The organism is Bacillus sp. MMSF_3353 (assembly GCF_030733445.1).
Lineage (GTDB): Bacteria > Bacillota > Bacilli > Bacillales > Bacillaceae_G > Bacillus_A > Bacillus_A wiedmannii.
The window spans coordinates 1-14,608 of sequence record NZ_JASHJA010000026.1; the positions used below are offsets into that span (position 1 = coordinate 1).

The 14,608-nt window shown below is 31.9% G+C and carries 8 protein-coding genes; 1 reads left to right on the forward strand and 7 read right to left on the reverse strand.

From position 1 onward, the window contains the following. Positions 1 to 305: 305 nt before the first annotated feature. From RBB48_RS26345 to RBB48_RS26370, 6 genes are all read right to left on the reverse strand, one after another. On the reverse strand, positions 306 to 3,476 hold the full coding sequence (locus tag RBB48_RS26345; RefSeq protein WP_306008371.1) for an ATP-binding cassette domain-containing protein: 3,171 nt from the start codon (positions 3,474 to 3,476) through the stop codon (positions 306 to 308). Positions 3,477 to 3,555: 79 nt separating this feature from the next. Then, the gene (locus RBB48_RS26350) at positions 3,556 to 4,035 is read right to left on the reverse strand and encodes an SRPBCC family protein (protein WP_000559859.1); all 480 of its coding nucleotides are present in this window, start codon (positions 4,033 to 4,035) and stop codon (positions 3,556 to 3,558) included. A 270-nt stretch (positions 4,036 to 4,305) separates the two neighbouring features. Further along, a complete protein-coding gene (locus tag RBB48_RS26355) occupies positions 4,306 to 4,866 on the reverse strand; it encodes a class I SAM-dependent methyltransferase (protein WP_088063530.1) in 561 nt (186 codons plus the stop codon). A gap of 185 nt (positions 4,867 to 5,051) precedes the next feature. Then, on the reverse strand, positions 5,052 to 7,004 hold the full coding sequence (locus RBB48_RS26360) for an MSCRAMM family protein (RefSeq protein WP_306008372.1): 1,953 nt from the start codon (positions 7,002 to 7,004) through the stop codon (positions 5,052 to 5,054). Between the two features lie 153 nt (positions 7,005 to 7,157). Next, positions 7,158 to 7,961 (reverse strand): class C sortase, encoded by an 804-nt coding sequence (locus tag RBB48_RS26365; protein ID WP_179952844.1) that lies wholly within the window; start codon positions 7,959 to 7,961, stop codon positions 7,158 to 7,160. A 92-nt stretch (positions 7,962 to 8,053) separates the two neighbouring features. After that, complete coding sequence (locus tag RBB48_RS26370; protein ID WP_148666419.1) at positions 8,054 to 9,715, reverse strand: SpaA isopeptide-forming pilin-related protein; 1,662 nt, start codon at positions 9,713 to 9,715, stop codon at positions 8,054 to 8,056. 574 nt (positions 9,716 to 10,289) lie between these two features. Between RBB48_RS26370 and RBB48_RS26375 the strand changes: the two genes are divergently transcribed. Next, the gene (locus RBB48_RS26375; RefSeq protein WP_142293549.1) at positions 10,290 to 11,516 is read left to right on the forward strand and encodes an AraC family transcriptional regulator; all 1,227 of its coding nucleotides are present in this window, start codon (positions 10,290 to 10,292) and stop codon (positions 11,514 to 11,516) included. Between the two features lie 291 nt (positions 11,517 to 11,807). Here the strand turns inward: RBB48_RS26375 and RBB48_RS26380 are convergent, their stop codons facing one another. Then, positions 11,808 to 14,480, reverse strand: coding sequence for a M4 family metallopeptidase (locus RBB48_RS26380; RefSeq protein ID WP_306008373.1), 2,673 nt, complete (start codon positions 14,478 to 14,480; stop codon positions 11,808 to 11,810). Positions 14,481 to 14,608: the final 128 nt, after the last annotated feature.

The window sequence follows — 14,608 nt, forward strand, 5'->3', positions numbered from 1 at the left end:
ACAAGAATAAAGATATAACTAATAAACTGTTTTTACCCCTAATCATCATTTTTATAATATAATAATTACATAATATATCAACTGTTCATCCCTATTATTTTTTATCTCTCCTCCATACTAGTTGGAACTATAGTATACGGGACATAAAAATACTAAAAGATCCAATTTCTTAATTTTCACATTAAGAAATTGGATCTTCTTTCATTACCTTATAATACTCATACTGCGTTATTATAAACATTATAAAGAATATACGTTTTATATTTTATATAAGTTATGTTAATAACACATAAACTAATAAAACTTTACTGATTACTCTCAAGACATTCATAAACCGCCATCATATCTCGTTTATCCAATTCGCGAATACGATTAAAAATTGGTATTTGCGCAACAGCTTCTGTTAATAAGCTCTCATCCACAACATCACTAACTTTTCCAGTTAACCATGTTTGTACATCCACATCCTCAACCACTTCTTTTAGTCCTTCATCATTAATACCACTTGTATTACAAGTTACACATGGAATTGTTAGTTTAAACACACCATCATGCAAATTATCTTCAGTAATAACTTTCTTCCCTTTACAGAATGGACATGGATTACTTTTTTTAATTTTATTAATTTGGGTAACTAACTTTTTGTATCCAAATGCTTCATATACATACGTAAGTTTTTTATATTTACCATTTGTGAAATACTTATCTATAATATTTTCTCTCGTTTCATAAACATTAGGGAAATCACAAATAGTTACTTGATTATTAACACTAATGGATTCGATATTTCCTTTTATTTCGTCCCAGAATGGTAAGACATTTTGTAAGACCATTTCATAGTTTGAAAAGCTTGCCTGTTCTAATTCAAACATTTTCAGTGCCACTTGTGCTTTCCTTGGTAATAAAGAAACATCTTCTGTCAATCTCATATCGCCACCAACTATAGACTTTAATTTATGAAGTGCAGGTAAATCACCAACTATTTTCAACACTTCATCAACTGGTTGATTGATAATTTCACGAATATCGAAGTTAGCAAATTTAAGCGGTTTATGATGATTTAAAACCGTACCCTCACAAATTGGACATGTCATCATTTCTTTAGAAGACTTAATTTCTTCTTTAATAGCTGCTTTAGAAATAACAATATATCCACCAATAATTGTATTAAATCCTACCCATGTTCTGCGTGTCTTTCCTTTTTTATCATAAAATGATTTTTCAAAATATCCGTACCAAAACGTATGCTTTTCTTCTTCTGACATATCATTATAGCTCTTTGATAAATCGTGACCAAGCTCATTTTTAATTTCTTCAAATAGAAATTCTATTTTTTCATATTGATAAAATTTTAATACTTTCATGATTTCCGGATCGAATAAACCGTCCCAAAATGGAACGTTTTTATCTTGAATTGTAATATCTTTATCGAAAACTTCAATTTGAAGACGTCCAGAACAAGATGGACAATGATTGTCCTGTAAATAGAAATCAAAACTTCTCGTATCTTTATTAGTTGGATGAGCAGCTACAATATGATTAATTAATCCACCAATTTCATATAAAAAACTATATTGACTATATAAATGTCTTTCAAGATCAATAGCAACAACAGGTGCAATTGTATCAGATTCATATTCACTATAAATTAAACGGGCCATTGATGATAAACTTTTTAAAATACCACCCTTATAAATGTTTTCGGCATTTTTAAAATAGTGAATATGATTTTCTTCTAAATAGTGAACGCCTTCTTTATGCTTAAGTGCTGAAGAAATATGTATTTGCTCAGCATTATTCACACTGCTTTTTTGACGATAATAATCTTCATGACTTACTACATCAAGATGTTTTATAGATTCAAGCTGTCTTTTCCCGAAATCTACAATATAATCAGAGCTTTCTAACATATAACTATTATGTTCAATCATGATGATAGAGACTGATTCATCTTGTAATATCCCTCTAACACTATCTATAAATTGGTTTAAAATATTTTGTGATAAACCTTTTGAAGGCTCATCAAAAATAAATAATGTATGTGGATTTCTTGTGTTTGCAAATAACTCCGAAACTAAATGAACACATTGAAACTCACCTGTTGATAATGTTTGTGTTTTTCGTTCTAACGTTAAATAACCAAGTCCTAGTTTAATTAGTAGACTCAAGCGTTTATACGCAATATCTTCATTTGGAAGTTCATCTATAATATCCTCAATCGAACGCTCAAAAATATCATCAATTTCTTCGCTATACTTTGTGAGTTTCTTTTTAATATCTAGGAAAGTGGCTACAGTTGATCGACTTGTAATGGATTGATTTCGATCTTGTCCTACCATAACTAATTTATCTTTTGGATATCGTTTCAAGAAATCTGTAGCTAAACATTCATTGACAAGTGTAGATTTCCCGCATCCAGATTCTCCAGTAACCGTCACAAGCCTATTTTTAGGGATTTGAAACTCCGCCATTTGGATATTACGGCAATATAATTCATGGAATGTATAGTATTCTGTTGGTACTTCTTTATTTAGATCCGACAGTATTGGTTTTGGTCTTGGCGATTCTTTCACAATTTGTCCACCATATTTTCCGCTACCAGGTCCAAAGAACAATTGCTCATCTGTTGTATCCAGTACAGTATCTGAATGATCAATGAGCCAAATTTGATTTTTACACCCTAACTGCTTAATCTCTTCTAATATTTGTAATAATGTTTCATGATCAAGTCCAACTGAAATCTCATCAATAATAATTACAGCATTTTCGCTTACTGCCATAAATTCAGCCAAATATAGTCTTGTTAACTCCCCACCTGACAACGTACCCATAATTCGATTTAATGTTAAATAACCAATGTTCATATTAATTATATTTTGCAGTATATGTTGCTTTGCTTCACTAATTTTTAACTCTTCCGCTAACGAAAGAATAGACTCAACACTTAAATCATTAATATTTGAAATTGTATGTGGTTTAGCAAATAAATCTATCTTATGTTGTTCGATTTCTTCGCTATAACGTTTTCCCTTACATTTTTTACACTCAATATTTTTAGTAGTACCTCGGCCTTTACAGCCAGTACACCAGCCTAACTGGTTATTGAATGAAAAAACCTCAGGTGAAAGATGAAATACATCAGCAAGTTTTTCACGTACCTCTGTGAAAACACCAGTATGTGTACCGATCGTTGAACGTGGATTGGAAGAAATCGATGATTTTCCTAGAAAAAGAACTAAAGGCATATCTTCTATCTTAATAGCACTAAAATTCGTTTGCATAATGTTAGGAAATAAATATTGATATTCAGCCTTTGGCAATAAAGAAACTAATCGTTTTTTTGATTCTTCACCAATCGTTTGACAAAAGGTTGTTTTACCTGAGCCTGATAAACCAGCGATTCCAAACGACTTATTAAATGGAATCACTGTATCTAATTTATTTATGTTATTAGCAATTAATTGATTTACTTTCATATTAACCTCTATTCTTATTTTTCTTTAAAATCATTTTTACAGTGTAATAATTACATAATGAATATAACTTTTTATACAATTACCCTCTCACTTCAAGGATCTTATCCTTATATGTTTCAAACCATTGTTGCCATTCATCTTTAGAAAATTCTTTTTCTTTTCCTTCTAGTACGGAAGAAAAAAGATCTAAGCAAATATGCCAACCAGCTATATCTTTCGGTGTATGATCAGTTAATACATGAATGTACTCTTTAAGAAGTAAAAGAGTCCCACTTTCTTCTTTATGTATTTCAAATCGGACACGATCTTTATCCCAAGTAAATTCAAGTACTGAATTTACTTGACACTCTAAAATATCAATATTTATAAATGAACCGTCCATCATGTCGAACTTTATTATTCCACCCGTTTTAAGACTTTCAATTTGTAAATTAGACATCCATTTTTTAAGCTTACTGTTTTCTGTTAAAACAGACCAAACTTCCTCTATTGTATTTGGAAATCGGCGTTCAAATTTTACAATATACCCATTAGTTAGTTTCCCAATTTCAGCTATCATATTGATTGCCCCTTTATACAGAATGTATGTTCTCACTTTATTTTACACGAATATAAATATAAAATAAATCTTTATGTCAACGAAGTATTAATTTAAAGTTAATGGTAATGAGAAAAACTTAAATATTTTCCAAGTCGAGTTATATAATGTTGAAAAATAATTATCATGTATATCCGTTTCCTTATTAAATATAGACTTACACACCAATAAAAAAAGCCGCATTTGCGACTCATGAAATTATAGTATTAACCCTTGCTTTTATTGAATGACTTACCGCTTAATCGCATCAACAATTAAAGATGGAAAACCAAGCTTCTCACCTTTATTTCTAGAATCATACCTTTTCGAACGGAAAATAACACCGTCGTTTGCATCCCATTCGTTGTAATAAAACTGACCATTTTCATCACAATATTCAAGTAAAACTACCTCAAATCCAGCAAATTTAAACATTTCCGTTAATGTTTTATAATTATGAACAATTTTATGACTTGCTGCTGGATGATCTTTCGGGCCAGGTCCGCCTATTTGAACTATGTTTTGGTATGCTTCATCTCGGAAGAATGCATCAGGAACACCACAACGAATATGCCCTCCTGGCTTTAAAAATTCATAACAAATTTCAGCTGCTCTTATACCTTCTTCAAAAGTAAGGTGTTCCCATACATGCTCAGCTAAAATAGCTGAAATAGAGTTGTATTCAAATCTTTCTTCCCACGTAGCTTTGTCTAATAAGTTAAGTTCATCTTCTTGTGTTTGAATCCAACCTGGATTATTATTAAACACACCAGCGCCGACTACTACTTTAATTTCATCTTGTTTTGTTGCCATCACTTTCACCTCGTAAACATTTTGATTTATTAATATATTCTATGTTTACTATTATCCTTCCTTCTTCAACAAATTTAATAGCATGAATCCAGTACAATACCGAACTCATGCTGGAAATTTTTCTAACCAAACGATTTTCTAACTTTATGGAATCAGTTCATAATACACAACTGTTTTTATACTATTTATATACGATTTTTCTTATATAAGCATAACACACCAAACATTAGCACAAAACCAATCACGTAAAAACTTGTTGTTCCGCTGCCACCAGTATTAGGAATTACCCAATTATTTTTCACATTTTTCACTGTTAGTTTTTGTGTCCTTACCGCTTCTGTAATTTCTATTTCTATTGGATCTCTAAGTAACATATAACCGTTTGGCGCTTTTATTTCTTTAATCATATACTTTCCAAGTACTAACTGGTTGGAAATCACCTTTCCTTTTTCATCCGTTGTTAATCTAGTAACTTCTTTACCTTCTTTATCTAATACTTGAAATACAGCACCTTTTAGTTTTAAATTAATATCCTTATCATCAACTTTCTCAATTTCAAATTGCCCAGTCGGATCTGGTAATTTCTTATTCCCTATTTTAATTTCTACTACTGCATCTTTTTCTACTTTTACAGCTATTTTATCTTTTAATAAGTCATAACCTTTAGGTGCTTCTACTTCCACTAGGGTATAGTTACCTATTGGCAATTCTTTTGATATCGCTTCTCCTTTTTCATCTGTTACTAACTCACCAACTACTTTTTTATTTGAATCTTCAATATGAAACTTTGCCCCTGCTAGCTTTTTATTTTTATCGCTCGTATCTACTTTTACTAACTTCATTTTCCCCATTGGATCTGGTAATTTCTTATTCCCTATTTTACTTTCTACTACTACATCTTTTTCTACTTTTACAGCTATTTTATCTTTTAATAAGTCGTAACCTTTAGGCGCTTCTGTTTCCACAAGAGTATAGTTACCTATTGGTAATTCTTTTGATATCGCTTCCCCTTTTTCATCTGTTACTAACTCACCAACTACTTTTTTATTTGAATCTTCAATATGAAACTTTGCCCCCATCAATTCTTTATTATCATTATTACTATCTACTTTTTTTATCTTTACTTTTCCTGTACTAGGCTTGTTCCAATGTTGCCAATTAAATTTGAAATTGTGAAATTCAAATCCACCAGTTTGTTGTACTGCACCGACAAATGCTTGTCCATTAATCGAACCGCCTTTTGTTTCTAATACAGCATTTGGAGCAAACACACTCCCAACGACACCATATCCCTCTGTTGTGATCTTTTTTGCATTAGGAAAAACCCAAATCACCTTCCCGTATAACTCAGTGAACGGTGAATTAGGAGAATAGGGTTGTGATGTAGGAATTATATCTGTAGCCCTACCAATATTGTTCGTGTCATATAAGATAGCACCATTTTTAAATGTAACCTCTATTGCATCCGAATACATAACGATAAAATCTTTTCCTTTAGCATTAGGTAAAAAGACATCTCTTATATCTAAATTGATTTTCCCTACCAGTTCTGATGAAACATAAATATTAGGATTGTTTATATCTTTTCCGATTCCATAACTCATATTTGGAATTGGGGTATTCGTTTTATATTGACCTGCATTTTTACTGACTTGGTTCACTATGTTGTGAAATTCATTAAATTTCGCGTCAATTTCTAGTTTTTCTTTATAAACGATACGATCATAAGAAGATTGTATGATACGATCTGGATCACTCTCTTTTGTCATTACGACTATTCCGTTTTGAATGATAAAAGATTCCTCTCTTGATTTTTTAAATTTTCCAGACAATAACAAGGATGGATATCCCTCATCATCCCATTTTTCCCCAACTATATTAGATGTTCCCGCTGCTGCACCTACAATTGTATAACCAGATGCATCCATATCACCTTGAACTGCAATTGCTCCTTCAATGTCTCCACCTACTGCTATATGGTTACCAAAGACAACAGCATTATAACGCGATATATCCCCTAGACCTTCTAAGTTAGTCGTGGATCCATATGCTTCTTTTGGTGCATATACGACAAAACTTACACATAACATTAACAAAACCATAAAATGAATACTTACCAACTTTAATTGTAACCTCAATTCCTTTGTTCCCACCTTTACCGTATTTTTTCTACAGTCGAATAAAGTGAAACTTTTTTCAGTGAGGATTTACTTCATCCCCTATATACCTTCTTTACTTATCTCTGGATTTTCGGTCCCACTGCCCATTAATACAGGATAAATAAATTCATTCTATCGAGTTAATTTTTTCTTATAAATTGCGACTAGTAACACACATAATAATAGGATTAAGATTACTACGGTCCACTTATTAAACATAAATATCTCTTTACCCATTTTTTGTTTTTCTTTCTCGTTAAACTCCACACGCTCACCTCGAACCAGTAATCTATTTGTGTTTACTCCATAAGGCGTACATGTAATTAATGTTATATAATCTTTATTTTCCACAATTTTTAAATCGTCCGTTTCGTGTGGTAACACTACTTTAATTTGATCTACTTTATAAGCAAGAATTTTGTCTAAAGAATGAATATAAAAAAGATCTCCTTCACTCAACTTATCTAAATCTGTAAATAATTTTGATGATGGTAAACCACGATGCCCTGTTAAAATAGTGTGCGTATTTTCTCCACCTACTGGAAGTGAAGAATAATCTAAATGACCTACCCCGCGACTCAATACTTCCTCAGAGGTCCCTTGATAGATTGGCAGTTTTATATTAATTTTCGATATTTCAATATACCCCATTACATCACCTAAATTTAACGCATCGGCATACGCTTGATGATTATTTTTTTCTTCAGAAAATGGATCTGCAAATGTTTTCATGGAAGTTTGAACTTGTTTATTATATTCGGTTGCTTCTTTTTCCCTACGTTCAACTTCTTTCTTTTGTAGTACTTTGATCTTCTTATCGTAGGAGCTAATCTCAGAATAATGTGCACGAGTTGCCAACCAATTACTAATAGTAGGATATAAAAAAATAGCTAATCCAAATAAAAAAATACCTCCTAAAACAAGATTTCGTTTCATATTTCCACCTCTGTATATACTAAAATATTGAAAAGAGGGAAGCATTTTGCTTCTCCCCTTTTCACATCACTTGGTTACATGTTCCTAAAACCTTAATTATTAGCAAACTTTTTTCTAAAGAAAACAAATGCCGCTGTAGCCATTAACGTAAGACCTAGTACAGTAAATAGAGTCGTTCCGATACCACCCGTTACAGGAAGAATCCATCCACTTTTATTATTTTCAATCGATAATTTAACCGTTTGATTATTTTCGCTAATCTTTACATCAATAGGGTCCTTTAATAATTGATATGAAGCTGTTATACCATCTTCTTTTGTATAAATTGGTGCTTTCGTTTCAAAAATTTGATAGTCTCCATACGGAATGTTAGTCCATTTAATAACACCATTTTCATCTGATACACCTGTGACTTCTTTACCTGCCACAACAACTATTTTTCCATTTTTATCTTTAAGTACAAACTCCGCACCTTTTAATTTCTTCTTATCAGCACCATCAACTTTTGTTAACTCGATAATTCCAGTTGTCGGAACAACAACTACAGGTTTAGATTCCTTTTCTCCAATTACATCATTTTTATTTATAAAATCAATTTTTGCTGTATTTAAAATTTCCGAACCAGATAGTACTCCTTCTTTTACTTGTGATTTAATTTGTAAATGAAATTCTTTTTTACCATCTAACTTTGTGAAATCTTTTACTGTGGCTGTTACTTTTTGACCTTCTACAGCTACCTCTACAATGCTTGCATTTACTTCCGCTCCATCAATTTTTACGACTGGTTTTCCTTGAATCATTAAACGATCGTCTAAAGTATCTGTTACTACATATTTTTTGTATTCTTTAATGTCTTCTGGAATTAATGTTTTGATATCATAATTGTAATTAGTTAACGGATTGATTGGTAACGCTTCCAAATTCCCGTTAATCTTTTTATCAATATTTGGTTCTTCATAGTTTTGCACTTCTACTTTAACTACTGTACCAGAAGTAATTGTTCCATCTTCGTTAATAGTTCCGGAGGTCTTTATAAAAAACTCGTGTTTAGTCGGATCTAGTACATACCCTTTCGGCGCTTTTGTCTCTTGGAAATAGTATTCCCCATACTCTAATCCTTGCACGCGAATATGCCCATTACCATCTGTTGCTAACTCTTTTTTCACTTCTGTACCATCTTTTTTTAATAAAGAGAATACTGCACCTGCTAATGCTTTTTCATTTGCACCAGTTTTTACTAAATCAACTGCACCACGTTTAATCTCATTTTTCGGATACATATGAACATCATAGTTTAGTACCTTACCCTCTTTATTCGTTAATGGAATATCCACTGTATACGTATTTGGATTTAGGTTAACATGCGGAGGTCCTGCCACTTCTTTCACTTCATAACGTCCTAGCGGAAGATCTTTTAATACAGCTTGTCCGTTATCATCTGTTACTACTTGAGTTGGAGTTGCTCCCATTACAGGCTTCACATCTTCTTTCACGATTTTCCCATCGTTTGAAATTTTTTCAAACGACGCAACCCTTTTCACTTCAAACGTTACACCTTTTAATGGTTTCGCATTTGTTGGTACCTCTTGATTTGCAGAGCCATCACCTTCTAGCCCCGATGCGCCATCTTTTTCTTGTTCATATTTATGAATCGTTAAAGTACCTTTGGATGGTGAAGCTGCCTTTACTAATACACTAGACCATGTAGAAAATGTTAAGAAAAATACTAAAAGCACACTAAATATTTTTTTCATTTCTCTTATCCCCTTTACTACTTCTATCATTTTAAAAATCTCTTTATTACTATTACCCTCTTAAAAGTAATAGTGTGCCAAGTACCAGATTTAAACGAGTAACCTAAAACATAGTCGTCCAACAATCCATTGTTTACAATCACTTATTCACTCTTCTTATTTTCTATTATTACGTTGTCTCTCCGTATGATATATGTAGTTTTTCCCCTGAATTGCACTTATATCTCTACTTCAAAAATCGTTACATATTAACTTCTATCGCAAATTTTCATTAATTACTTAACTTAACTTCAATTCATTAATCTCTCCCTTCCTATCCCTATTTAAAATCCAATCTTAATCATTTTTGATACATATAAACAATGAACAACGAATAAGTGTGACAATTCATATTTTACGTTACTCCCCAAAACTATTACCTGTATATTCAAATAATATGTGCTAATCATGTTAAATTATGGTATTATTCTTAGAAGTTTATAATTTTTATAGATAAAGTTTTTCCGTTTCTACTTATGAAAAAAAGGAATATATAAACATTCAACTATTACACACAACTGTAAGGAGGAATAATATGAATAAAAAGCTCAGTCTAGTTGAGATAGAGTACATTTGTAATCTGTTTTTCCAATCTTTTGAAATTCCAGTTTGTTTTTTAGATTGTAACAAAAATATTCTTTTAGAATTTACATCAAAAGATGAATCACATTCGTTCTATAAATCAAAAATAGAACAGTTACATGTGCTTTTTCAAAAAAATGATTCAAATAATTCGCCCATCTTCAGATCTCACCAATATTTAGGGCACTTCATTTTAATTCACATAAAGAGTCATTATATGGTGAACGGTACTGTTATTATTGGGCCCTTGACACATGTAAATTTTTCTACAAGTAAAACGGATAGTAACCTTAATTTTATTTCGAATTATAAACGAACAAGAGATTATTATTTTTCATTGTCAGTCAAAGATCAAAATTTCTTTGTAAATATAGCAATATTGTTCTATAACATTCTCTACAAAAAAAAATCAGATGTACGTACCTTTTCAAATAACAGTGACTCATTTCATGTAAATCATAGCAGTATCTTAAACGAGGATGTATATATTTCAATGCAAAAAAACGAATCTATCTGTCATAATTTGTATATAGAGAACCAACTACTTGGAGCTATAGAAAACGGGGATAAAGAAAGCGTACTCAAATATTATTACGAATTCCAACAAGATACCCTTTCATCCTTATCTTCATTCCATCAATTAAGACGTCATAAAAACATTTGTATTTCATCCATCACACTTGCTACTAGATATGCTATAAAAGGAGGACTTCCTTCCGGGATTGCTTACAAGATTTACGATCTACACATCCAAAAGACAGAGGATTTAAAAGACACAGAATCTGTTTGGGATTTATTAAGAAATGTTTTCTGTACTTTTGCAGACCGTGTAAAAGCACAAAAAGTAAAGAAATACTCAAAGACTATCGCTATTTGCAAAAACTATATTTTTGAAAATATTTACAATCAAATATCAGTTAAACAACTTGCTAAATTTGCAAACGTAAATTCAGATTATTTATCTATATTATTCAAAAAAGAAGTCGGTATTTCATTAATTGAGTACATTCAACGTGAACGAATCGAAGAAGCAAAAAAATTATTAACTTTCACAACCTATCCCTTATCAGACATATGTGCTTCGCTCAACTTTAGTGATCAAAGCTATTTTACTAAAATTTTCAAAAAATTCACTAACGAAACACCTGGTAAATACCGAAAATCTCATGTTGTCATATAGAGTTAAACTTTCATTAAAACAAAGTGTTTTTAGTAACTTATCAATGGCAGATTTGAATTACTTCCACACTCATAACCTTTTGAATTTAGGCTATTTTTAAATCAAAAAACACGTTACTATTCTTTTATTTGAATGAGAATAGTAACGTGCTTTATATGTAATGTAGGTCTGTAGGCAAAATAGCGTCCAAGCAAAAAGTTTTATAGAAGCCAAATACACTACTTAAATACTAAAATCTTATTAAGTAAAAAATTCATCTAATAATTATTGTGCGAGAAATAATCCCTACTGTTATTTTTGTATCTGTCTAAATTTGCGAGCCAAAGTGAGTACTGTACCTGCAATAACCATCCATATGCCCATTGTTGCTCTGTTAGTTGTACTGGCACCTGTGTTGGGAAGCTCTTTATATGTAGATTCTTTTTTATCGGTATTACTGTTGTTCGGGATATTACTGTTATTAGCAACGCCTTTAGCTTTTCTAGTATCTTTATCCTTCACCAATACTTTTTGTATTGTATGTACCTCATTACCTACAGAATCTGTGACACTATATATTATTTCAAAAGTACCAGCTTTAGTGGTATCTCCAATACCTTCATATGCTACTTTAGAAGTAAGATCACCGTCTTCTTTATCAGTAGCTAATACTTTTGCCATTGGATTGAATTGGTCTCCTTCAGTAATTGTAGTTGTAGCAGGTACTTTTAGTATTGGTATTTCATTTTTAACTTCATCTCTAACTTTGACCGTTACAGTTTGTTCCGCAGTTACTTTATGACCTTTAGAATCTGTAACTGTGTACGTTAATACGTAAGTACCGGCTTTAGAGGTATCTACTTCACCATTAAGTTTTACTTTAGAAGTAAGATCACCGTCTTCTTTATCAATAGCTAATACTTTTGCCATTGGATCGAATGAATCTCCTACATGAATTGTCACTGCAGTAGGCACTGTTAATGTAGGGTTTAAATCTAATGCTTCTCCATTTCCCTTTACAATTACAGTCTGTGTAGCCGTTGCATTCCCCCCTTGAGAGTCAACGACCGAGTAGTTCACAATGTATGTACCTAGTTTAGAAGTATCTACATCGCCTTTATGTTTTACTTTATTTGTTAAATCACCCTCTTCTTTATCAACAGCTTTTACATTACTCATCGGGTCAAACGTATCACCAACACGCAGTGTAATTGTAAGCGGTACAGTTAATTCAGGGACTTGGTTTTCTGCAGTTTTTTCGTTTTCTTTCACTGTCCCTTTAATTTTTGCTGCATCAAAAGCTTTTTGGACCGCTTCAACCTCAATTGAGTTCGCTCCATATTTGTTTGTTGCAACTTTAAGACACGCTAATCTTAATTCAGTGAAATTAGAAGTCATGTTCAATTCATCAGTATTTGCATAATAGAAAATATCAAACATTTTATCTTCACCAATACCATTTACAGTTACACCGTTATGAGTGCCACCTTGTGCAATTAAATACGCGACTTTATTAATAATACTTGAGTTGAAATGAACGCCCTCATTATCTTCTCCGTTTAAATTACTGTATTTGCTATAATCATCTGGATACGGTACTCCATCAAAAAAATTGATTGAAGATGGATTTTTCATATTACGTAGAACTGAGCCGCTTTGTTCTCCTATTGTCCAATTAAATTCTCCATTATTTATATATTTCTCAATAGCCGTTCCCATAATATCAGATAACGCCTCGTTAATTGCTCCAGATTCTCCGAAAAATTCAAGATTAGATTCGCTAGATGTAACCGCATGCGTAAATTCATGGCCCGCTATGTCAAACGCTCTAACCATTGAATCACCATATATAAGCATACTAACATTGTTAACATTAGCACTAAATGCATTACTCCAATTTTTAGGATCATCTGTTTCTCCAGAATCCCATGCATGTACAACTGATACTACTTTGTTCCCCTTATTGTCAAAACTATTACGCTTATATTTATCTTTATAAAAATCATATACCTTTGTTGCTAAGAAATGGGCACTTACCGCCTTTGGATCATTAAATGTTGTTGATGTGCTAGTTGCTAATATACCAGGATAATATTTTTCTTCAAAACTAATATCTCTATAATTCACATCATATGTCTCAATTCCTTGCCCTCTTGTGTAATCTGCAAGCGCATATTTCCCATTACTTTGTTCAGAAATACCGAATGTACGAGTTATTCCTAAATCATCTTTTCCAGTTCCGGTTAATGATTTAAAATTGCTTTTTTTACTCTCCTTAATAGCTTCAACATGCTCTTCACTTACTTTTAAATCTGACTCTTGCACCATATTTTTCAACATATCACCATTATGAGCATTCACTACATAAGTTCCAGATACATAGTTTGGTGTTGCAGCGGCAAATGTAACTTGATATGCATTGGTAGCCTGTCCATGATTTTCATTAACAAAAATAACTTCCTTAACTTCTGGCTCAGAAATAAATTTAATATCGTTCCCGTACTTCGTATAAATATATTGTTTTGCTTCTTCTTTTGATAAATTACTAGCATTCTTTAAATCTTCTTGTGTTAAATTTTGTGCACTTTCTCCTGAAATACTTTTAATAATACCCTTTTTATCTACATGAGCAGTCAATTGGTGTCCATATACTTCTTTACCTTCATATATTTGTTGCATACGTACAAGTGTAGTCCCATCATAAGAAGCACGTTTTTGAACAACGTTGTAATCTACCCCTTTGTCCCCACTAACTTGTTTTGGAGACAAAGCATGCTCGGTTTTTTCCTTAAGTGCATCTTTCACTACATTCTCTGGCGTCTTTTGTGATGGTTGTGTAAGTTCACCTGTACGGAACGAACCCTCTTGAATATCAACTTGCATTTGACCCGTTTCTTCTGCATAAACTACTCCGTATGGTGCTACACTTGTTAAAACTAATCCTGTTGTTAATACAACTATAGCTATTTCTTTTTTATTCTTCATTTTATTTTCCTCGTATAATTTCCTAAAATATGAAACTGCTTAAATGTATTCCTATCAAAAATAGAAAAAATAAAAAGTACATCACATTACGCAAAACCGTATTATAAAAAGATGACTTCTGTCATCAA